We start from the raw sequence: 20,444 nt of genomic DNA, 5'->3' as shown, positions 1-20,444 counted from the left end.
CGGGCCAATGTGTCCAACTGCTCGCCACCGGCGGCCGGAATCGCAGAGAGCACGCCGGCCGGGCCCGCTCGGGGGAACGGCCCGGCCGGCGCACGCCGGACATCCGCGAGCGTCAGGCGGATGGCAGCTCGGCGTCCGGCACGGGGCGCCGCACTCTCCGCGGAGAGCGGGGCCCAAGTCGTCGGCAGTCGATCAACAGCCGGACCACCTCGGCGTACGTTTCTCCGCGAAAGCCCGCGGTCCCTCCACCGCGTCGCGGCTGTGGCGGCGCTGCTGTTCCCAGTGGTAGGTCGCGGTGAACGCCTCGCGCAGCGGCATGTCGACCGAGCGGAGCGCCGCCTCCTTGATCGCCCGGACCGAGAGCGGCGCGCTCGCCACCAGGTCGGCGACCCAGCCGTCGACCCGGTCGTCCAGCAGGTCGACCGAGACCAACTCGTTGATCAGCCCGTGCATGTGCAGGGTGGTCGCGCTGATCCGCCGGCCGGTCAGCAGCGCTCCCATCGCGATCTTCTGCGGGAGCTGCCGGATCAGGCGAAACACCCCACCCGCGCCGGGTACCAGGCCCAACTGCGCCTCGGGGAGCCCGAACACCGACCGGTACGAGGCGATCACCACGTCGCAGGCGAGCACCAGCTCGAGGCCCCCGCCGAGCGCGTACCCGTCGACCCGGGCCACCACCGGCTTGCTCAGGTCGAATCGCTCGGTCAGCCGGGGCCACCCGGGCTGGTCCCGGCTACCGAACGTGGACGGCGGCGTCCCCGCGGCGTCGAGCCCGGCCCGTTCCTTGAGATCCTGGCCGACCGAGAAGGCACGGTCACCGGCCCCGGTCAGCACCGCGACCCGGACGTCGTCGTCGCGTTCCACGTCGTCCCAGATCTCCGCGAGTTCCTGGTGCGTACGCAGGTCGAGCGCGTTGAGGACGGCGGGCCGGTTGATGGTGACCCGGGCGACGTGGTCCTTCTTCTGGTAGAGAACCCGCGGCTGGTCACTCATGCCCGCCGCCCCGCGAACCGGCCCACTTTGTCGATCACGTCGCCGTCGTGGATGCGAAGCGCTTGCTCCAGGGCAAACTCGGCGAGATAGGCCCGCAGTTCGTCCGGCGACTCCTCAGCCATGTTGATCATGCGGCGGTTGGCGGCCACCGCGTCACCCGCCAGCCGGGCGACGCCGCCTTCGGCAGCGGCGTCCAGCTGGTCCGGCTCCACCACCTCGTCGACGAGCAGTGCCGCCGCCGGCTCGTCCGCCTGGATTCGCCGGCCGCCGAGGATGATCTGGCGTGCCAGCCGGGCTCCGGCCATCCGGGTCAGGCGCAGGTTGGCGGCGCCCGGGATGATGCCCTCCTGGGCGGCGGGCAGGCTCAGGTACGCGTCCGAGGCGGCCAGCACATGGTCGAAGACGAGGAGCATCTGGCAGCCGCCGCCGATCGCGAACGTGTCGACCACCGCCATCCACGGCTTGTCCACCAGCCGCGAATGCCACCGGCCCGGCTGCTCGTGCCATACGCCGCGGCGGAGCTTGTGCAGGTATCCGAGTTCGCGGCGGAGCAGGAACCCGACCAGGGTGATCTCGCCGGCGCTGATCGCCTTGAGGTTGATGCCGGCGCTGAACACCCGGCGGCCCTGGTACCGCGGATGGCTCATCAGGCCGCCGCGGACCAGGCCCACTCGTACGGCGGGGTCGAGCAGAGCCAGATCGACAGCGGTCTCCATGTCCTCGACCTGGCGCTCGTCCTCGGCGTTGAGGCAGTCGCTGCGGCACATGATCAGCCTGGCCGTGCCGTCGCGCCGTTCCATCCGGACCGACTCGGTCTCCAGCACGCCGGTGCGTTCGAACTCGGGCAGCAGGCGCAGCGCACGCGGGGTCGGCTGCAGCATCGACTCCAGCAGGTGCCGGCCGGCCGGCTCGGAGCGCAGAATCCCGCGCAGGAAGATGCCGTGGTCGATCTCGCGGCCCTCTTTGCCGGACTGCGGCAGGGCTCGCTCGGCAGCCAGTTGCCCGGTGGTGGGCACCAGGCCGGGAAACCTCTCCGCCGCGACCGTGACCAGCGCGTCCACCCGCAGCCGCTGACGCCGGCCCGCGGTCAACTCGGCGTAGACCGCCTCGGCGTGCTCGGCCAGGAACCCGGCGCGCAGCGCGCGGACCGAGGCATGCGCGGCGGCGGCCGCGTCGCGTTGCACGTCATCACGGGCGGCCGGTGCCGGCAGCTCCGCGATCAGGCGCTCCACCTCGGACGCGGCCCCGGCCAACCGTTCCCGCTCGGCGGCCAGGCCGGTCGCCGAGCGGGACACGGTCGCCGAGCTCACGATGCCACGCCCCGGCGAAGGGCACGGTCGCAGGCGGCGAGATGCGAGCCGAGGGCATCCTCGAAGCTGGTGCGGGCGGCGTCCATCAGCAGCTGCCGCCGGATCGCCAACTCCCGGCCCGCCACGCCGGCCGCGGCCTCGGCCAGCAGCGCCAGCTCCAGGCCGGGATCGGCGACCACCGAGTCGAGCAGGCCCAGCGCCACCGCGTCGGCCGCCTCGATCGGCTCGCCGAGCAGCGCGTGGCGCCGGACGCGACCGGCGCCTTGCCGGGCGAGCCGGTACAGGGCCATGCCCGGCCAGGTCGCGCCGTCGTCGAGCGGGATGACGAGTCGGGTGCCGGTGGCGGCGATCCGCACGTCCGTGGCGAGCAGCACGTCGAGCGCCGGGCCACCACAGTCTCCCGAAGCCACCGCCACGGTGGTCAGTCCCAGCCGTTCCAGCCGGCGCACCGCGCGTTCCCACTTGGTCAGCAGGCCGACCGTCAGGTCCGCCGCCCGGCCGCCGGCCGGTGCGCCCCACACGTGGACCGTCACCAGCCCGGCGGTGGCCTGGTCCTCGGCCCGGTCGCAGACCCGCAGCACCGCCTCGGTGGCCGCGACCGAGATCGGCTGCGCGCCGTCGATGTGCAGCACCAGGCCCTCGTCCCGCACCGCGGTCACCACTGGACCAGCGCCGTCTCGATCGTGGAGCCGGGGCCCATGGTCATCAGGACGCCGTACTCCCCCGGACGGGCGACGGCCTCCTCGACCAGCCGCTCGTAGGAGAACAGGAACGAACCGCTGGAGACGTTGCCGTAGTCGCGCAGCACACCGATGGTGTGGCGGACGTCGTGCCGGCTGAGTCCCAGGTTCACCACCACCGCGTCGATCACCTTCTTGCCTCCGGAGTGCACCAGCCAGTGCCCGATGTCGCTACGACGCAGCCCGGTGCCGGCCAGCAGGCGGTCCACCACGATCTCGGCGTGCGCGCCCACCACGTACGGAATCTGCGGGTCGAGGAAGAAGCTGAACCGGCCCTGCTCGCGGTCCCAGTCGTAGCGCATCGCCTCGAGCGCGTCGGTGATCAGCAGACTCGCGGTCTTGAGCAGCCGGGGGCCGGGCGGCGTGGGGGCATCGGCGCCGGGACCGTCGGCCACCAGCGCCAGCGCGGCCGCACCGTCACCGAACAGGCTGTTGACCACGGCGGTACGCATGGAGCCGTCGATCGCGTACGCCGCCGAGCACGCCTCGGCGCACAGGACGACCGCGAGCTCTCCCGGGTGCGTGGCGCTCCAGCCGGCGACCACGTTGAGCGCGTTGAGCCCGGCGTTGCAGCCCATGCCGACGACGTCCGAGCGGCTGCAGTGCGGGTCGAGGCCGAGCTCCCGGATCATCAGCGCGCTCAGGCCCGGCGTCAGGAAACCGGTCGAGGTGACGCAGCAGAGGTGTCGTACCTCGGCCAGGGACGCCCCGATCCGCTTCAGGCAGGTCTGCAGCGCGGCGCTGCCCATCTCCACCGTGATCCGCTTGTGCTTGTCGAGCAGGTCGCCTTGCGGCTCGGGCTGCCGGATGCCGGCCGCATCCGGCTCGGGCAGCGTGAGGTGGCGCTGGTCGATGGCACTGTTCAGGAAGACGGACCGGGTGCGCGGATCGTCGATCCGCATGAGATCGAGCAATTCCGTTTGCGAGACCGGAGCGCCGGAAACGGCGGTGCCCACGCCGACCAGCCGGGTGATCGCAGGCATCGGGGCGATGTTGGACGGCGCGGCGGAGCGCTCGGCGAGGACCGTCATCGGTACATCCACCCCCACATGTGCGGCTGACTCCGGTGCAACTTCAGGACCGACTTCTGACCCATTTCGCTCACCTTTTCGTACGGCGTAGGTACCGGTTACGAGGAAGCTAAGCGCGACATCAGGGCACGTCAATGCAGAGTCCATCTGAAGAATTCGTCCGTTGGACACCGCCGACTGCGGACCTGAACATCCTCGGCGGATTCACGCAATCCGTTGGACGGTCCGGATCGTCTCCGCTCTTTTCATCTGGATAAGTTAGCCAGACAAAGCGGCCGCGATCTACAGTCCGACCTATTCCGCCATTATCCTGCGGGGAGCGAACATGCATGACTCTCAGATCGCGACGGACCCGGCGAATCTCGAGGTCGATTACCTCGAGATCTACGTCGACAATCTGGAACGCGCGGCCTTCACCTGGGTGGACAAGTACGCGTTCACCGTGGCCGGCACGGGTGGCGCCGCCGGCCACCGGAGCCTGGCCCTGCGCCATGGGTCGGTCATCCTGGTGCTCACCCAGGCGACCTCCGACCAGCATCCCGCCTCGGACTTCGTGCTCAGCCACGGCGACGGCGTCGCGGACATCGCGCTGCGCACCGCCGACGTCGAGGCGACCTTCCGGGCCGCGGTCGCGGCCGGCGCCGAGGTGATCCACCGCCCGACCCGGCACGCCGGCACCGGCCCTGCGATGACCGCCACCATCGGCGGCTTCCGCGACGTCGTGCACACCCTGGTGGAGCGGGATCCGGAGGCGGGCCCCGGGCTGCCGGTGGGTTTCGTCCCGGCGCTGCGGCCCGCCGAGGACGGCTCCGGCGAGGTCGGCCTGCTGGGCCTCGACCACCTCGCGGTGTGCGTGGCCCCCGGCGAGCTCGGCCCGGCCGTCGAGCACTACCGCCGGATTCTCGGTTTCCGGCACGTCTTCGCCGAACGCATCGTGGTCGGCGACCAGGCGATGGAGTCGACAGTGGTGCAGAGCAGGCCGGGCGGCGTCACGCTGGTCCTGATCGAGCCGGACACCACCGCCGAGCCGGGCCAGACCGATGAGTTCCTCAAGAGTCACCAGGGTGCCGGGGTGCAACACCTGGCGTTCGCGTCAGACGACGTGGTGCGTTCCGTGCAGGCGCTGAGGCGTCGCGGCGTCACCTTCGTGAACACCACGCCCGCCTACTACGACCTGCTCGCCGAGCGGGTCCCGCTGCCGCCGGCCAAGCTCGCGGCGCTGCGGGCCGCCGGCGTGGTGGCCGACGAGGATCACGGCGGGCAGCTCTATCAGATCTTCACGGCCTCCGAGCATCCCCGGCACACCCTCTACTTCGAGATCATCGAACGGCAGGGTGCGGCCACCTTCGGCAGTGCCAACATCAAGGCCCTGTACGAGGCGGTCGAGCTCGAGCGGGCCGGACAGCGTGGTCCCCGCCGCTGATCCGGAGGACGTCCCGTTCGGCAGCGTGGGCGACGCCGAGCGCGCGGCCGAGGCGGTGCTGCCCGCGGATGTCTGGGATTTCGTGGCCGGCGGCAGCGGGCGGGAGACGACACTCGCTGCCAACCGGGCCGCGCTGGACCGCGTGTTCCTGATCCCCCGGGTGCTGCGAGACGTCTCCGCCTGCGACACCGCGACGACCCTGCTCGGCCGTCCGGTGTCGCAGCCGCTGGCGGTCGCGCCGGTCGCCTACCAGCGGCTGGTCCACCCGGACGGCGAGGAGGCGACCGCGCGGGCGGCCGCGGCGGCCGGTGTCCCGTTCGTGGCGAGCACGCTGAGCAGCGCACCGATCGAGCGGATCGCCGCGGCCGGTGGCACGATCTGGTTCCAGGTCTACTGGCTGCGCAACACCGGCACCGTGCTCGACCTGGTGCGGCGGGCCGAGGACGCGGGCTGCCGGGCGATCGTGCTGACCGTCGACGTGCCGTGGATGGCCCGGCGGCTACGCGACATCCGCAACGGCTTCGCACTGCCCGAGCACGTACGGGCCGGCAACCTCACCACCACCGCGACCGCCCACCAGCGCACCGCCGGGTCGGCGCTGGCCGCGCACACCAGCCAGGAGTTCTCGCCGGCGATCACCTGGTCGGCCGTCGACCTGCTGCGCCGGCACACCCGCCTGCCGGTCGTGCTCAAGGGCGTGCTGGCCGCCGAGGACGCTCGCCGGGCGGTCGAGCTCGGAGTGGACGCCCTGGTGGTCAGCAACCACGGCGGCCGCCAGCTCGACGGCGCGATCCCGAGCATCGACGCGCTGGCGGAGGTGGTCGAGGCGGCCGGCCGCAGTACCGAGGTCCTGCTGGACAGCGGCATCCGCGGCGGCACCGACGTGCTGCGGGCGCTCGCGCTGGGCGCCGCCGGGGTGCTCGTCGGCCGCCCGGCGGTCTGGGGCCTGGCGGCCGGCGGCGAGCGGGGCGTGCACCGGGTCCTGGAGCTGTTCGGCGCGGAGCTGCGCGACGCGATGGGACTGGCCGGATGCGACACGGTCATGGCGGCACGCCGGCTGCGTACGGTGAGTGACCGGGACGAGCGGATCGTCGTGCCGATCGCCGGTTGACCTGATGAGACGACGGAGGCCGGGCCCCACCGGGGTCCGGCCTCCGTGCTGTTCCGGGCTAGGCGCCGGGGACCGCGGCCGGCTCGCTGACCCGCTCGCGCTCCACCGCCTCGTACAGGGCCTTGATGTTGTTGCTGCCGAAGGTGCGGGCGCCGCGTCGCTCGATCAGCTCGTAGAACAGGGTGCGCCGCGGGTGCGTGGACGCCGTGAAGATCTGCAGCATCACCCCGGCGTAGTCGCGGTCGGCCAGGATGCTGAAGGCCCGCAGCAACTGCACCGGCACCCCGACCTCGCCGAGACGCGCCGGCAGCGCGTCGTAGTACGAGGCGGGCGTGGTGAGGAACGGAACCCCCCGCTGAGCGCTGAAGCCGACCCCGGCCACGATGTCGTCGGTACGGAACGCCACATGCTGTACGCCCACCCCGTCGTGGTCGCGGATGAACGTGTCGATCTGCCCGGGCGCCCGCTCGGTGTCGGGTTCGATGATCGTGAAGGTGACCCCGCCGGACCGGCTCTGCACCACCTTGGACTCCATCGCCTGGGTGCCGACGACGATCCGCTCCTCGAACGTCTGGTCCAGCTCGAAGATCCGGCCGAGGCGGGACGTCAGGGGATCGAGGTCGCCGGCGGGCACGCACACGGCCAGGTGGTCGACGTCGCGGAGCAGCCCGGTCGCCGTGTCCACGCCGGGATACTCGGCGATGATGCCGGGCGCGAACAGGCCGGCCGGGTCCCGGCGGGAGACGAACCGGTGCTCCACGTCGCCGAAGCCGTCGACCGAGGCGAACGTGACGCCGTCGAGCACCTGCGGAGGTGCGAGCGGGGTGGCACCCCGCCCGACCGCCTCGGCGAAAGCGGCGGACGCGTCACCGACGGCGAGGCCGACCACGGAGACGCCCTCGCCGTGCTGCAGCAGGTAGTCGTGCGCCCGGTGCGCGGCGCTCAGCGGTGAGGTCACCACCAGCGTGATCTCGTGTTGGCGGAGCAGCACCGACGTGCAGTCCGGCAGGCCGGTCGCCGGGCCTCCGCGGCCCAGAACGGTGAAGCCGTACCCGGCGCAGAACCGGGCGGCCGCCTCCTCGGCGTCCTGGGCGTAGATCTCGAGGTGATCGATCGTTCGGATATCCATTGTCGAGCCTCCTTGGCGGCGGGCTGAACGGCCGCGATCACGGCGGACGTCCAACCGCGTGATTCCAGTACTTGGACAGCGACGGCGGGTACGGCTCAGCCGGTGGCCGCGGGGTTCTGCTCGGCCCGTGTCGCGAGATCGGACCAGAGCACGGCGAACTGCCGGGCCAGGTCCGCCATGACGCCCCGGCAGTGCGGCGGAACGCTGTTGACGATCGTTTCCCAGTCCTCGGTCCAGTGGGTGTGCAGGGACAGCAGGCGCAGCAGGTTGCGGCCCGTCTCGGTGTAGCGCAGCGCGGGGTCGGTCATGAGCCGGTTGACGATGGCGGCCCGGTCGGACCGGGGCTCGGCGGATCGGGAGCCGGCGGATCGCGGGTCGGCGACGACGATGCTCATCGAGCGCATCGGCTTGCCGGTCTCCCCACCGGCCTGTGTGGTGCCGGCCCGGGTGGTGCCGGTCCGTGTGGTGCCGGTCCGTGTGGTGCCGTCCGAGCGCCCCCGCGTCCGCCCGGCGGGCACCAGATCCTCGCCACTGTGCAGCCGGTTGCGTACGTCACGGGCGGTCTCCGGCGAGATCTCCGCGGCTCGCGCCACCTGGCGCAGCGACATCTGCGGGTTCTGCTGCATCAGCCAGCCGGCCAGCCGGCGCCCGGCGCTGCCGTCGAGCGGCCGGACCCGGCCGTCCTGGCCGATCCGGACGGTGGCCGGCTCGGCACCGCCGGTCCGTTTGCGGATGTCGGCGACCGTCGCCGGCGAGATGCCGGTCACCGAGGCGACCCGGCGGTCCGACCACTGCGGGTGGGACGTGACGATCCGGGCGGCCGCCCGCTTGCGGTCGGCCAGGGCGAGCGGCAGTCCGTGTGCGATGTTCAACCAGACCGACAGCACGAAGGCGTCGTCTTCGGAACCGTCGAAGAACCGGGCCGCGATCGACTCCTCACCACGGCGTCGGGCAGCCCGGACGCGATGTGCTCCATCGATCACCCGCATCGACGAGCGGTGTACGACGATCGGGGGCAGCACCCCGTCGGCAGCCGATATCGCCTCGACGTGCTCCGCGTTCTCGCCGGCGAGCCGCGGCGAGTCACCCAGCTTCAGCGAGTCGACGCGCACCTGGACGACGGGCTGACGATTGATCTCTTCTTCCTCCGGTGCCAATGCAGCTCCTCAAAGCTCGTGGCACGCGTGGCCGGATCCGCCTTGATGACCGGCAACGTGCCAGGCAGAGTGCCCTCCAGTCCCGCTGCGCTCGGCCGCTGGCCGCGGAGGTCCGGCCGGCGGGTCACGCCGCAGGCTCCGCCGGTACCGATCACGGTCGTCGACTCGGGCGGGCGCAGGCGCCACCGGTCGGAGGCAGATCGGTCCGGTTCGCTCTCGGCACCGGGATGTGCCGGTACAGCCGATGAACGAAACAGGCAAGCTCCGCCGGCCGTGGCCGGCGGCGAAACGTCGAGGAGTGGCCGCCGGGCATTCGGTCTCGGCCGGCCGGAAGGGTGCGGACTGGGACGGGGCTTGCGTAGGGAATGGACGGGCGGCGCGCTCATCTCCGGCGATGCGGATCGAGGCGCGGGAAAACGAATCGGGCACGAGCCGCCAATGGAAATCAGGACCTCACGGCCGGCCACTTGACGAACACTGAAGGATTGCCCGGAAGACTCATCCGCGGCAATGTGAAACTAACATCGCCGGATTGGATCCGACACCCCGTCCAACCTGCCGCACGGGGAATGTAACGACCGTCTCGAAATTGTTACGGACCGGACGATTCGCCGTGATTGAATCACGCTCGCCAATTGATAAGGGTTGACCGAGAAGGAACAGGACCGCTCCGGGTCAGGGGTGGGCGGCAACCGTCTCGGACCGGTCCGGCGACATTGCCAGCGTTCGCCCCATCACCGGCGGCAGCACCGAGGCCACCTCGGCCAACTGCCGGATGTCCGCGTCGACGAGCGCCTGGTCACCGTCGCACCGCGCGGCCGTCGGTTCTGGATGGACGTCGATGATCAGACCGTCCGCGCCGACCGCGATCGCCGCACGGGTCAACGGCAGCACCAGATCACGACGGCCACCGGAATGCGACGGATCGACAATGACCGGCAAATGGGACAGTCGCTGAGCAACCGGCACCGCGCTGATGTCGAGGGTGTTACGTGTCGCGTTTTCGAACGTACGAATGCCGCGCTCGCAGAGGACGATGTCGAGGTTTCCGCGCTGCGCGATGTATTCCGCGGCACTGAGCCATTCTTCGACGGTGGCGCTGAACCCGCGCTTGAGCAGCACCGGCCGGCCGGCCGAACCGACCGCCTGCAGAAGCGCGAAGTTCTGCATGTTCCGGGCGCCCACCTGGAGCATGTCGGCGTAGGAGGCCACCAGGTCGACGTGGCCGGGGTCGATCACCTCGGTGACGACCGGCATGCCCGTCTCGGCCCGGACCCCAGCCAGGATGCGCAACCCCTCCTCACCCAGTCCCTGATAGGAGTACGGCGAGGTGCGCGGCTTGAACGCACCGCCGCGCAGCAGCGCGGCGCCGGCCGCCTTGGCCATCCACGCGGCCCGCAGGGTCTGCTCGGCCGACTCCACCGCGCACGGCCCGGCGATGATCGTCAGCGTGTCGGGCCCGATCGGCACGCCGCCGACCCGGATCACCGACCGGTCCGGATGATGCTCGCGACTGACCAGCTTGTACGGCGCCGACACCCGGATCACCCGCAGCACACCGGCCAGGCCACCCAGGTTGAGAGCGTCGAAGTCGGCGACGTCGCCGACCAGGCCCACCACCGTCCGCGACACCCCGCGACTGACGAACGCCGTACCCCCGGCCGAGCGCACCAGGTCGACGACCGCTTGCACGTCGGCGTTGGTGGCCTCGGGCGCCATCACGACAACCATGATCATTTCTCCTCTCGCCGGACGACGGCCGGACTTCGCCTGGCCGCCGTCGCAGCACTGATGTATCGCGAAAGCCATTGCTGGGCCCGCGTCGGGCGGAGGGCTTCGATGTCCTCACCCGCTCAGCACGGCCGACGATCCTGATCCAGCACGGCCGACGATTCTGATCCAGCACGGTCCAAGAACCCGGCCCAGCACGGCCGACGACCCCGGCCCAGCACAACTGATAGTCCCGGCGCAGCACAGCCGACGATCCCGGCCCAGCACCGCCGACGACCGGGGCACCGGTCGCCGGCGGGCCACCTCAGGCGGTACGCGGCATGGACCGGCCGGCCGGCATCGTCCCGGCCCTGGCGGCCGGCATCGTCCCGGCGCCGGCGGCTGGCATCGCCCCGGCGCCGGCCTGCCCGGCGAGGTCCGCCCACCGGGTGGCCAGCTGGCGCGCCAGGTCGGCCACGACCTCGTTGCAGTGCAGCGGGACATTCGCCACGATGCCGTCCCAATCGCTGGTGACGGTGTTGTGCAGCATGAGCATCCGCAGCACCTGCCGGCCGACCTCGCTCGTGCGCAGAGCCGGATCAGAGGTGAGCGAGCGAACGATCACCTCGCTGTTCGGCGGCGCCGTCAGGCTCGCGGACACACTGTCCCGCTGGGTCAGATCGCCGCCCGGTGACATTCTCGGGTCCGCTTCCCGGCGCAGCCGATTGCGCACGTCGCGGACGGTTTCCGGCGAGATCGTCGCCAGTCTGGCAACCTGCCGCAGCGAGAGTGTCGGGTCCTGGAGCAGCAATTCCCGGGCACGTTTCCGTCCGGTGCTGGCGTCGATCGGCCGGACCCGGCCGTCCTGCCCGATCCGGCTGTCCGCGGCGCCCGCGTGGCCGGCCGCCGCGTGCCGGATCACCGCCACGGTGCCCGGCGAGATGCCCGACAACGATGCCACCCGGCGGTCCGACCACTGTGGGTGAGAGAGCACGATGCGCTCGGCGGCCCGCTTGCGGTCCGCGAGGCTCAGTGGCAGGCCGTGCAACACGTTGAGCTGGACGGCCAGGATGAAGGCCTCGGTGTCGTCGCCCTCGAAGAAGCGTGCGGTGATGGTTGTCGCGCCGCGCAGCCGCGCAGCCCTGATGCGGTGATTCCCGTCGATGGGCCGCATCGAGGCCCGGTGCACGATGATCGGCGGAAGGTCGTCGGGCACAGCTGCCAGCACCTCGATGTGCTCCGGGCTCTCCCCGTCGCGCCTGATCGACTCCGCCATGACCAGGTCGTCGAGGTGAACCTCGACCACCGGCCACTCGTTCATTTCCCCCCGCGTACCGGTGCTCATCCCGCAACGACTCCCCGGATATGAGCGCCCATCCCATTACGGATCACTGAACCGAATCTCCTATCGTCGTTGAACCGGGAGCACATTTGCCACCGGCCAGATGGAAATCCATTGCTGATCTCGCGCGTTGCCGGACCGAGAGTACCGACCTGGACAGCACGGGGTAACCCCCGCCGAACGGCCACCGGCACCGCGCCGATCAATTGATCAACTGACGCCACAGGCCATTCACAGGGATCACAGTGATGTTGTGGAAGCGCTTGCATGCAGGTCAACGCCATGAACACCGGCGAAGGCACCGGAAAGAGCCGGATTTCCGATTCCACCACGTAGGATGAAACCTTAGTGAAACCCGTCGGGGTGCATGATGGAGAAGGGGCCCTTAACCAACGGCCGACGGCCTTTGGACCGGCACCGGAAACAGTCGGAATAATGACATGGATCACGTCGCCCGGGCGGCTCGCCCGGTGATCCGCGTGCGTTCGCGACCGGTGACGCGCAACCAGAATCGTTCCCAAACGCATCGCCCGGCTCACGACATTCGTCGCGGGCCGGGCGATGCGTGTTTCCGGCTGCCGGGATCGGCGGGGCACGCCTCAGCGCCGCCGGCCCGTCCGTGTGACGGCGCTCAGCGCGGTGCCGAACGCTCCCAGAACAGACCGTCCTCGGAAGCGACCAGGCCGCCGTCGAACAGCGGCGACTCGTCACCGGCGTCCTCACCGAGCTGCGCACGGGTCTGCACCTGGGCGCCCTCCTGCATGGCCTGGCGAACCACCGCGGACCTGAACAGGGGGGACATGTTCGATTCGTTCTGGGCGGTCATGGTGTCGATCGCGTCGGCGAACTCCGTCGAGTTCTCCTTGAAACGCAGGGCGGCGGCCTCGGCTCCGCCGAGCTCGAACCCGGTGGTGGACATGCCGGCGACCAGCTCGACGAAGGACTCCAGCTCGGTGTGGCTGCTGCTGGTGACCTTCTTCGCGGACCAGAAGTACGAGGACTCGTCGACGTGCATGTCGTAGAACGACATGAGGAACTCGTAGAACACGCTGTACTCGCGCCGGTAGCGTGCCTCGCACTCGTCGAACGCGGACTTCTCGTCGATCCGGCCGGCCAGGACGCTGTTGATCGAACGGGCGGCGAGCAGCCCGCTGTAGGTCGCCAGGTGCACCCCGGACGAGAAGACCGGGTCGACGAAACAGGCGGCATCGCCGATCAGGACCATGCCCGGCCGCCAGAAGGACGTGTTGCGGTACGAGTAGTCCTTGCGCACCCGGATCTCGCCGTACTGCCCGGTGGTGACCCGGGAGGCGTCGGCCAGGTAGTTCTTGACGGTGCCCGTCTCGGCGATCAGGTTGTTCAGCGCGGTCTCCGGGTCGCCCTGGATCTTCGCGGCGTCCTCCCTGCGGACCACCGCCCCGACACTGGTCAGCGTGTCACTGAGCGGGATGTACCAGAACCAGCCGCTCGGGAACGCCTCGCAGAAGATGTTGCCGCTGAAGGGTTCGGCCATCCGGGCGCCGTTCTCGAAGTATCCGAAGAGGGCGAGGCTGCGGAAGAACTCCGAGTACTCGCGCGTCCCGCCCACCCGCTTGTACAGGCTGCTGGTGTTGCCGGAGCCGTCCACCACGTACTTCGCGCGTACCCGGTGCTCACCGGCGTCCGCGTCCCGGTAGACCACGCCCGCGACCCGCTCGCCGTCCTCGAGGACGTCGAGGACGGTGCTGTTCTGCCGCACCTCGGCGCCCTTGCGCGCCGCGTTGTCCAGCAGGATCTTGTCGAACTTGCTCCGTTCCACCTGGTAGGCGAACGAGGTGGGGCCGGAGATCTTCGGTGACACCGAGAAGGAGAAGTTCCACGGGGTGGACCCGGACCCCCAGCGGAAGGTGCCGCCCTTCTTGCGCGGGAAGCCGGCCTTCGCGATCTCCTCACTGACCCCGAGCAGGTGACAGATCCCGTGGATCGTGGACGGCAGCAGCGACTCGCCGATCTGATAGCGAGGGAACGTCTCCTTCTCCAGGATCAGCACACGATGCCCCTGCATCGCCACCAGCGTGCCGAGCGTCGAGCCCGCCGGGCCGCCGCCCACCACCACTACGTCGAATTCTTCTTCCTTGACCGCGCTCATAGCCCACCTTTCGGATCGCGCACAGGAGACGGCACCATTGGTGGCGCCCCTGCAGCCTCGTTTATCGGACGGCAGCGCACTCGGTCTCACGATTTCGTGGATGAACCGACAATGGGATTCCCGCCCGGCCCAGGATCACATGACGACGAGGATCCGACAACGTTTGTCCAACTGACCGTTCGGCACCGTTCCAACGGGTCTGGTTGGACTGCACCCGGGGCAGTCCAACCAGACCCGCCCTGGCCGGCCCGGGGGAGATCAGCCGGCACAGGGGTGAAGGGCGAGAAACGGGGACCGCGCCTCGCCCTTTGTCCTAGATGAATCCCTCGCAGGCCTCATAGGCCGCCTGGTACTCGAACGAGAATGGATCCAGGCCGCCGCCAGAATCGAAGTGATATCCACCGTCGGAGCCCTTGTCCGGAAACTCCGGCACTCCGTTCCCCCGCATGCAGGCGGAAAAGGTCATCTTGGCGGCGGAAGCTGATGCCGACGGCGTCACCGAGTGAACCCGGCTGGCGGGATCCCCGCCACAACCGCTCATCAGAATGGCGACACCCACGCCCAGGAGGACGACATGGATCGCTTTGAACACGGCTTTCCTCCGCACAGTGATAAGAGAATTGTCAGGATCACCGGCGGCGGCCTACGCCGTCCGCAGAGCCTCGGTCGGCGCCATCCGGGCCGCGCGCAGGGCCGGCAGCAGACCCGCTACCGCGCCGATGGCGATCGATGCGCCCAGTCCACCGGCCCAGGCCAGTGGGGGTACCACCGTGGCCCAGTCCCGGGCCTGGGCGTAGGCCACCGTGGCCAGGACGCCGGCACCCACCCCCACGACCCCGCCGATCGCCGCGAGCAGGACCGCCTCGGCCAGGAACTGGGTCCGGATGTCGCCCCGGGTCGCGCCGAGCGCGCGCCGCAGCCCGATCTCGGATCGCCGTTCCAGCACGGAGATGACCATCGTGTTGGCCACCCCGATTCCGCCCACCAGCAGGGCGACCGCGCCGAGGCCGAGGAACAGGCCGTTGAACGCGGACTGCGCGGCCGCGCGGGCGATCAGCGCCGACGAGGGCCGGCTGACGGTGATCTCGTCCGGATCCGCGGGATTGGCGGTCGCGGCGAGCACGTTGTAGACGGACGTGACCTGCTCCTGCTGTGCCAGCACGTATACCTTGGTCGAGTACCCGTCGAAGCCCAGGTACTTGCTCGCCGAGTCGTATCCGACGAGCACCGCGGTGTCGACCTCCGGGGTCAGCTTCGCCGGGTTGAGGATGCCCGAGACGTAGAACCACTGGTCGCCGACCCAGATCCGCTCGTCGGGGATCAGGTGGAAGATGCCCAGCCGCTCAGCCGCGGTCGCGCCCAGCACGGCGACCGGCTGGGTGGCCGAGGCCGCGTCGAGATATCTGCCCTGGGCCACCGAGGTGCTGACCGCCGCCGGCAGGCCCAGGCTCGCCGCGTTCACCGACAGCCCGTTGGTGTTGACCTCCGGCACGTACGGGGTGCGGTACGCCTTGGCGGAGATCTCGCCGGTGCTCTGCACGTTCTCGACCGGACCGACCCGTCCGATCATGCCCGTCGCCGTCTTGGGCAGCTTCGCCGTCTCCCCCGCCATCGTCTTGCCGGGCTCGACAGTGAGCAGGTTGGTGCCCAGCTTGTCGATCTCCGACAGCAGACCCGCCTGGGACGAGGCCGAGAGGCCCAGCACCGCGACCATCGCGGCCACCCCGATCGCGATGCCCAGAGCCGACAACGCGGCCCGGACCCGTCGGGTACGCAATCCCACGCTCGCCACCCGGGCCAGGTCGACGGGGTGCAGCCGCACCGCAGTCGTCGCCGCCATGTCAGTCACCCTCCCCGGGCGCACTGTCGTGGTACTGAGCGACATCGGCGACGACGTGCCCGTCCAGCACCTCGATACGGCGCGGCAGACGGGCCGCCAGATCCCGATCGTGAGTGATCACCACGATGGTCGTCCCCTCGTCGTTGAGCTGTCGCAACAACTCGTAGACAGCCCCGCCGGAGACACTGTCCAGGTTGCCGGTCGGCTCATCGGCCAGCACGATGGCCGGGTTGCCGACCAGCGCCCGGGCGATCGCGACCCGCTGCCGCTCACCACCGGACAGCTCGGCCGGGCGGTGGTGCACCCGATGGCCCAGGCCGACCCGGTCGAGCGCGGTGGAGGCGGCCTGGATCCGGTCGCGGTGCCGGGTGCCGGAGTAGAACAGGCCGTCAGCCACGTTCTCCAGCGCCGTAGCGTGTTCGGCCAGGAAGAACTGCTGGAAGACGAACCCGATCTGGGTCGCGCGCAGCCAGGCCAGATCGCGGTCCGTCATCCGGGCCACGTCGTCACCGACCACCCGCACCGTCCCCGAGGTGGGCCGGTCCAGTGTGCCCATCACCTGGAGCAGGGTGGACTTCCCGGAGCCCGAGGGGCCGACGATCGCCACCAGCTCCCCCCGGCAGATCGTGAACGTGGCGCCGTCCAGCGCCACCACCGGCGACAGGCCGGGGTAAACCTTCCCGACGTTCTCCAACTGGAGAACCGGCGTACCGCTGCGGGCCGGCTCATCGACCGCTTCGCCCGCGGCTTCCCTCTCCACCGTGACCGTCTGCTTTCCGATCATGACGCCGGCACCACGACTTTCTGGCCTTCCGCCAGCCCCGTGCCGGAGACCTCGACCCGGCCCTCGCCGTCGTCGATCAGACCGGTCTCGACGCGGACCAGCTGGTGTCCACCGGCGGCGTCCACCACCTCGACCGCGTATCCCCCACCGGCGAGCGCCAGCAACGCGTTCACCGGGACCGACAGGACACCCTTCGAGGTGTCCGACACGATGGCGATCTGCACCGGGGTCTGGTCGAGGGCACCGGTCTCCGCCGGCTTGGACAGCTTGACGTAGACGTCGACGGTCGTCTTCTCGCCGACGGTGGTCGCGACCTTGCCGACCGCCGACACCTCGCCGGGCGTCTTCCGGCCGGTGGGCAGCGTGATCGTCACCTTGTCACCGGCCTTGACCTCCGCCTGCTGACTGGCATTGAGCTGCAGCGTGGCCTGACGTTCGGTGGACGAGGCCTCTATGACGGTCTGCCCCGGCGTGACACCGGCGCCGACGGTCCCGCTGACCTTGGTGATGCGGACCTCGTTCACCGGCAGGAAGACCGCCTGCCCCAGCGGCAGCGTCCCGGTCTTCTTCAACCCCATTGCCGCCTGGAACCGCCGCATCGCCCAGTAGGTCTGCGCGCCGAAGTACTCGGAGTCAGGATCGATCTGGTCGTCGGTGGCGTACTTCAGCGACACCAGCGCGGCGTTCAGCTGCCGCACGTCGACGCCCTTCAAGCCCCACTCGAGCGCCCGATAGACCGGCAGATAGGCACCCTGCAGCAAGATCACCGGCGTGCCGTTCACCCGGTACAGCGGCTTCCCCGTTTTGATCACCTGGCCGGCCGACGGCGCCTGGGTGAGTTTGCCGTCGGCGTTGTTGACCACGTTGTAGACGCCCTTGTAGCCGAGCTTGCCGCTCTGCAGGGAGGTCGCGGAGATGTCGCCCTTCTCGACCGTCGCCAGCCCGTAGGCCGTCTTGTTCTGATACGAGGGTTCCTCGCTCGCGGTTTCCCAGGGTCGAAGAATCACAGCGGCGGCAACACCGGCACAAACGAGGATGGCCACGACCACCATCGGCCATCGGCGCCGACGTCGACGCGGGCGGTGACCATTCGCGGTGATCGCGCCGGTCTCCTTCTCCGTGGCGACCTCGGCGGTGCTCACTTACCGGCCCCGCCCTGCGGCGCTTCCTCGGGGACGCTCCCCTTGAACTTCTTGCAAGCCTCTTCGGCCGCCTTGTACTGCTCCGACTCCGGGTCCGGGCCCGCACCCTTGCGGTTGGAGAAGTCGCCGTTGGCGTCCGGGTCGGAGAAGCCTGTCGCGCCGTTCTCGCGCATGCACTTCGCATACTTGATCTTGTCGTCCTGCGACCAGGTGTCCTGGGCGCCCTTGTCGCCCTTCTGCGGCTGCCCCGCCGGCTTGACCGTCGCGCACTTCGCCTCGGCGTCCTTGAACTCCTTCGAGTTCGGGTTGACGCCGTCCGGAAGAGCCAGAGAACCGTTCTCCGGGTCGGGGAAGTCCGGCATGCCATTCTGTCGCATGCAATTGACATACGCGGCGAGATCGCCCGTTCCGCCACTTGGAGCGGCCGGGGCCACGGTTGCGGCAGTGGTCGGATCCGGCGCCGAAGCCACCGTGTTCCCGTCGCCGGATTTGTCGGCGCAGCCCGCTCCGACCGCAGTGGTCACGAGTAGAACAGCTACGACACCGGCATTGCGGAACCATCCGGCTCCAGATGCACGAGCACCCGTTACCTCAATCATTATGTCCTCCTGTAGCAGCCGAAGCTTCGTGTCTCGACGACATTCCTACGGGAGGACCGGTTTCACCGACGTTTCAGCCAGAACCATCTACCTCACCGCTGCTTCGCGGAGATCTTCCGAAACAGCTTTTGAACAGCGAACACCCGGTCCGCCGACGAAGTGCCGGCGGACCGGGTCAGAGGTGAGGCGGGTTACTTGGGAGCTCCGGGCGTGCCGGGCGGCAGGTGCTTCGCACAGGCGGCCTGCGCCTTCTGAAGCCCGGGCCAGTTCGGATCGACATTGCTGAAGTTGCCGAGCGCGTCGGCGTCCGGGAATTGCGTCACTCCCTTGTCCCGAATGCATTTCACGTACGCGGTCAGGTCCGGCGGGCGCTGCGCCGGGGGCGCGGATTGTGCACCGGGATCGGCCGGCGGCTGACCCTCCTGCGAAACCCCGGAAGGAAGGAACTGCTTACAGGCCGCCTCGGCGTCCTGATACGGCTTCGAAGTGATGCTGACGCCACTGTCGTTGGTAAGAAGCAATTCGCCGTTCGGCTGCGCGTCCGGGTAATTCGGCACTCCTTTCCCACGCATGCAGGTGACGAATTTCATGGCTTCCGCGAACCGCGGGTCGGACGACGGCGAGACGGCATTCGTAACCGTGCTGTCGTCGGCGTCCGAGGACCGCGCGAAGAAGATTCCGGCGCCGAAGCCGCCCAGCAGCACCAGGACGACGACGATCACGATGCCGGGGATCAGATAGCGAGAGCGGGGCCGCCGCGGTGGGCCGGCCGGGTCCGTGGCGACCTCGGCACTCTCCAGTTCGTCATGTGGGGTCGGCGTTGTCTCCATCGCTGTCGCACCTCTCTGCAAGAACACGAATCAAGTCATCCAGCGCTGCGCCGCTCAACATGGCGTGATGCGGCGCGTCGAGGCGGTGCGCCTCGACCTCTCCATCGATGTAGGGCCGCCAGATCTCCGGATCTCCGACGGCGGGCTCGATCAGCGCGGCCCGACCGGCGACCGGCTCGTCGACCATCACCGGCGCATCCACGACAAGCGCGTCCGTGGCAGACGCATCCACAACAGGCGCATCCACGACAGGCGCGCCGAGCCGGCCCGGCCCGGCCGAGCCGTCGTCGCCACGAGCCGGAGGACGTCCCTCCGCGATGAAGAGCAACAGGTCACCGCGGTACACCGCGGGCTCGAACCGGCTCATCAACTCATGGCTGTGCGCGTTGACCCGAGCGATCTCGGTCAGCACCCCGCCCTCCATGGACGGCTCCGTGGCTGCTCCGGGCTCGGCTCGCCCGGACGGTTCCGGGCGAGTTCCCTGGCCGGCCGGGTAACCGTCGAGGATCGCCAGCAGTTCGACGGTCTCCCCCAAGGCCTGCAGGCGGGTCGCGACCGCGTGTGCCACGACACCCCCGTACGACCAGCCCAGCAGCCGGTACGGCCCCACCGGCCGCACCGCCCGCATCCGCGCGACGTACTCGGATGCGACCAGTTCGATGGTGTCCGGCAACGTCTCCCCGGCACCGAAACCGCGAGCCTGGAGTCCGTAGACCGCACTGCCCGCCGGCAGCTTCCGCGCAAGTTCCGCGTAGCACCAGCTCAGCCCGGAGCTCGGCGGGAAGCAGAACAACGGCGTGCCGTCGCCCGTGGCCCGCAGGGGCAGGAGGTCACCGAGATCCGAGGTTCCCGCCTGGCCGGTCAGCAGTGCCGCGACCGCCTCGACGGTCGGCGTGATGAACAACGCCCGCACGTTGACCTCGGTCTCCAGCATGGTCCGGATCCGGCCGACGAGCCGCATCGCCGACAGCGAGTCGCCGCCGAGGTCGAAGAACGACACGTCCGCCGGCACCGACTCCACCCCGAGCACCTCGGCGAACAGGCCGCACAGGACCTCCTCGGTCGCGGTCGCCGGAGCACGCCCGCCACCACCTCCCAACTCCGGGTCCGGCAACGCGGCCCGGTCGAGCTTCCCGTTCGCGGTCAGCGGCAGCGCATCCAGTGCGATCAGGGTC

General features: G+C 69.9%; 18 protein-coding genes. 2 read left to right on the top strand and 16 right to left on the bottom strand.

Going from position 1 to position 20,444, the window contains the following annotated elements:
• Nucleotides 1-192 precede the first annotated feature (192 nt).
• The 4 genes from dpgD to dpgA are packed head-to-tail and all read right to left on the bottom strand — an operon-like array spanning nucleotide 193 to nucleotide 4,074.
• On the bottom strand, nucleotides 193-993 hold the full coding sequence (gene dpgD, locus Acy02nite_RS35320; protein WP_203751298.1) for an enoyl-CoA-hydratase DpgD: 801 nt from the start codon (nucleotides 991-993) through the stop codon (nucleotides 193-195).
• The gene (gene dpgC / locus Acy02nite_RS35315) at nucleotides 990-2,303 is read right to left on the bottom strand and encodes a (3,5-dihydroxyphenyl)acetyl-CoA 1,2-dioxygenase DpgC (protein ID WP_203751295.1); all 1,314 of its coding nucleotides are present in this window, start codon (nucleotides 2,301-2,303) and stop codon (nucleotides 990-992) included. Before dpgC ends, dpgD begins: the two co-directional genes overlap by 4 nt.
• Nucleotides 2,300-2,962 carry an enoyl-CoA-hydratase DpgB gene (dpgB, locus tag Acy02nite_RS35310; RefSeq protein WP_203751292.1) on the bottom strand — a complete coding sequence of 221 codons (663 nt, stop codon included), beginning with the start codon at nucleotides 2,960-2,962 and terminating at the stop codon, nucleotides 2,300-2,302. The genes dpgC and dpgB overlap by 4 nt, the downstream gene beginning before the upstream one ends.
• Nucleotides 2,959-4,074, bottom strand: coding sequence for a 3,5-dihydroxyphenylacetyl-CoA synthase DpgA (dpgA, locus tag Acy02nite_RS35305; RefSeq protein ID WP_203751289.1), 1,116 nt, complete (start codon nucleotides 4,072-4,074; stop codon nucleotides 2,959-2,961). The genes dpgB and dpgA overlap by 4 nt, the downstream gene beginning before the upstream one ends.
• Nucleotides 4,075-4,399: 325 nt before the next feature.
• On the opposite strand from dpgA, the gene hppD (Acy02nite_RS35300) reads away from it, so the two are divergent.
• Nucleotides 4,400-5,497, top strand: a complete 1,098-nt coding sequence (gene hppD / locus Acy02nite_RS35300; RefSeq protein WP_203751286.1) for a 4-hydroxyphenylpyruvate dioxygenase — start codon at nucleotides 4,400-4,402, stop codon at nucleotides 5,495-5,497.
• Nucleotides 5,481-6,608, top strand: coding sequence for an alpha-hydroxy acid oxidase (locus Acy02nite_RS35295; protein ID WP_203751283.1), 1,128 nt, complete (start codon nucleotides 5,481-5,483; stop codon nucleotides 6,606-6,608). Before hppD (Acy02nite_RS35300) ends, Acy02nite_RS35295 begins: the two co-directional genes overlap by 17 nt.
• A gap of 58 nt (nucleotides 6,609-6,666) precedes the next feature.
• Here Acy02nite_RS35295 and hppD (Acy02nite_RS35290) read toward each other — a convergent pair whose 3' ends face one another.
• The 12 genes from hppD (Acy02nite_RS35290) to Acy02nite_RS35235 all read right to left on the bottom strand — a co-directional run.
• Nucleotides 6,667-7,737: a 4-hydroxyphenylpyruvate dioxygenase gene (gene hppD / locus Acy02nite_RS35290; protein ID WP_203751280.1), complete on the bottom strand. Its 1,071-nt coding sequence runs from the start codon at nucleotides 7,735-7,737 to the stop codon at nucleotides 6,667-6,669.
• Between the two features lie 95 nt (nucleotides 7,738-7,832).
• Nucleotides 7,833-8,894, bottom strand: coding sequence for a ParB N-terminal domain-containing protein (locus Acy02nite_RS35285; RefSeq protein WP_203751277.1), 1,062 nt, complete (start codon nucleotides 8,892-8,894; stop codon nucleotides 7,833-7,835).
• Between the two features lie 675 nt (nucleotides 8,895-9,569).
• On the bottom strand, nucleotides 9,570-10,625 hold the full coding sequence (gene aroF, locus Acy02nite_RS35280; RefSeq protein WP_203751267.1) for a 3-deoxy-7-phosphoheptulonate synthase: 1,056 nt from the start codon (nucleotides 10,623-10,625) through the stop codon (nucleotides 9,570-9,572).
• Between the two features lie 304 nt (nucleotides 10,626-10,929).
• Nucleotides 10,930-11,925, bottom strand: coding sequence for a ParB/RepB/Spo0J family partition protein (locus Acy02nite_RS35275; RefSeq protein ID WP_203751264.1), 996 nt, complete (start codon nucleotides 11,923-11,925; stop codon nucleotides 10,930-10,932).
• A 652-nt stretch (nucleotides 11,926-12,577) separates the two neighbouring features.
• A complete protein-coding gene (locus tag Acy02nite_RS35270) occupies nucleotides 12,578-14,074 on the bottom strand; it encodes a tryptophan 7-halogenase (protein ID WP_203751261.1) in 1,497 nt (498 codons plus the stop codon).
• 313 nt (nucleotides 14,075-14,387) lie between these two features.
• Nucleotides 14,388-14,666: a hypothetical protein gene (locus Acy02nite_RS35265; RefSeq protein WP_203751257.1), complete on the bottom strand. Its 279-nt coding sequence runs from the start codon at nucleotides 14,664-14,666 to the stop codon at nucleotides 14,388-14,390.
• Between the two features lie 51 nt (nucleotides 14,667-14,717).
• A complete protein-coding gene (locus Acy02nite_RS35260) occupies nucleotides 14,718-15,914 on the bottom strand; it encodes an ABC transporter permease (RefSeq protein ID WP_203751255.1) in 1,197 nt (398 codons plus the stop codon).
• 1 nt (nucleotide 15,915) lies between these two features.
• Nucleotides 15,916-16,698: an ABC transporter ATP-binding protein gene (locus tag Acy02nite_RS35255; RefSeq protein WP_203751253.1), complete on the bottom strand. Its 783-nt coding sequence runs from the start codon at nucleotides 16,696-16,698 to the stop codon at nucleotides 15,916-15,918.
• Entirely contained in the window at nucleotides 16,695-17,705 is a 1,011-nt protein-coding gene (locus tag Acy02nite_RS35250) for a peptidoglycan-binding protein (protein ID WP_203751251.1), read from the bottom strand. The genes Acy02nite_RS35255 and Acy02nite_RS35250 overlap by 4 nt, the downstream gene beginning before the upstream one ends.
• 131 nt (nucleotides 17,706-17,836) lie before the next feature.
• The gene (locus Acy02nite_RS35245) at nucleotides 17,837-18,217 is read right to left on the bottom strand and encodes a hypothetical protein (protein ID WP_203751238.1); all 381 of its coding nucleotides are present in this window, start codon (nucleotides 18,215-18,217) and stop codon (nucleotides 17,837-17,839) included.
• Between the two features lie 413 nt (nucleotides 18,218-18,630).
• Nucleotides 18,631-19,269: a hypothetical protein gene (locus Acy02nite_RS35240; RefSeq protein ID WP_203751235.1), complete on the bottom strand. Its 639-nt coding sequence runs from the start codon at nucleotides 19,267-19,269 to the stop codon at nucleotides 18,631-18,633.
• Nucleotides 19,244-20,444: thioesterase domain-containing protein (locus Acy02nite_RS35235; RefSeq protein WP_239175484.1), on the bottom strand; the 1,201-nt coding region annotated here is incomplete at its 5' end. The genes Acy02nite_RS35235 and Acy02nite_RS35240, both read right to left, overlap by 26 nt.

The sequence above is a fragment of the Actinoplanes cyaneus genome (genome assembly GCF_016862095.1).
GTDB lineage: Bacteria > Actinomycetota > Actinomycetes > Mycobacteriales > Micromonosporaceae > Actinoplanes > Actinoplanes cyaneus.
Note: the sequence above shows the minus strand (reverse complement) of the source record. Positions and strands in the feature narration are given on the sequence as shown.

What these genes read in the sequence shown, in the direction of transcription:
- dpgD (WP_203751298.1), bottom strand. Translation starts at nt 993, where the DNA reads ATGAGTGACCAGCCGCGGGTTCTCTACCAGAAGAAGGACCACGTCGCC.
- dpgA (WP_203751289.1), bottom strand. Translation starts at nt 4,074, where the DNA reads ATGACGGTCCTCGCCGAGCGCTCCGCCGCGCCGTCCAACATCGCCCCG.
- hppD (WP_203751286.1), top strand. Translation starts at nt 4,400, where the DNA reads ATGCATGACTCTCAGATCGCGACGGACCCGGCGAATCTCGAGGTCGAT.
- hppD (WP_203751280.1), bottom strand. Translation starts at nt 7,737, where the DNA reads ATGGATATCCGAACGATCGATCACCTCGAGATCTACGCCCAGGACGCC.
- aroF (WP_203751267.1), bottom strand. Translation starts at nt 10,625, where the DNA reads ATGGTTGTCGTGATGGCGCCCGAGGCCACCAACGCCGACGTGCAAGCG.
- Acy02nite_RS35275 (WP_203751264.1), bottom strand. Translation starts at nt 11,925, where the DNA reads ATGAACGAGTGGCCGGTGGTCGAGGTTCACCTCGACGACCTGGTCATG.
- Acy02nite_RS35270 (WP_203751261.1), bottom strand. Translation starts at nt 14,074, where the DNA reads ATGAGCGCGGTCAAGGAAGAAGAATTCGACGTAGTGGTGGTGGGCGGC.
- Acy02nite_RS35260 (WP_203751255.1), bottom strand. Translation starts at nt 15,914, where the DNA reads ATGGCGGCGACGACTGCGGTGCGGCTGCACCCCGTCGACCTGGCCCGG.
- Acy02nite_RS35255 (WP_203751253.1), bottom strand. Translation starts at nt 16,698, where the DNA reads ATGATCGGAAAGCAGACGGTCACGGTGGAGAGGGAAGCCGCGGGCGAA.
- Acy02nite_RS35245 (WP_203751238.1), bottom strand. Translation starts at nt 18,217, where the DNA reads ATGCGACAGAATGGCATGCCGGACTTCCCCGACCCGGAGAACGGTTCT.
- Acy02nite_RS35240 (WP_203751235.1), bottom strand. Translation starts at nt 19,269, where the DNA reads ATGGAGACAACGCCGACCCCACATGACGAACTGGAGAGTGCCGAGGTC.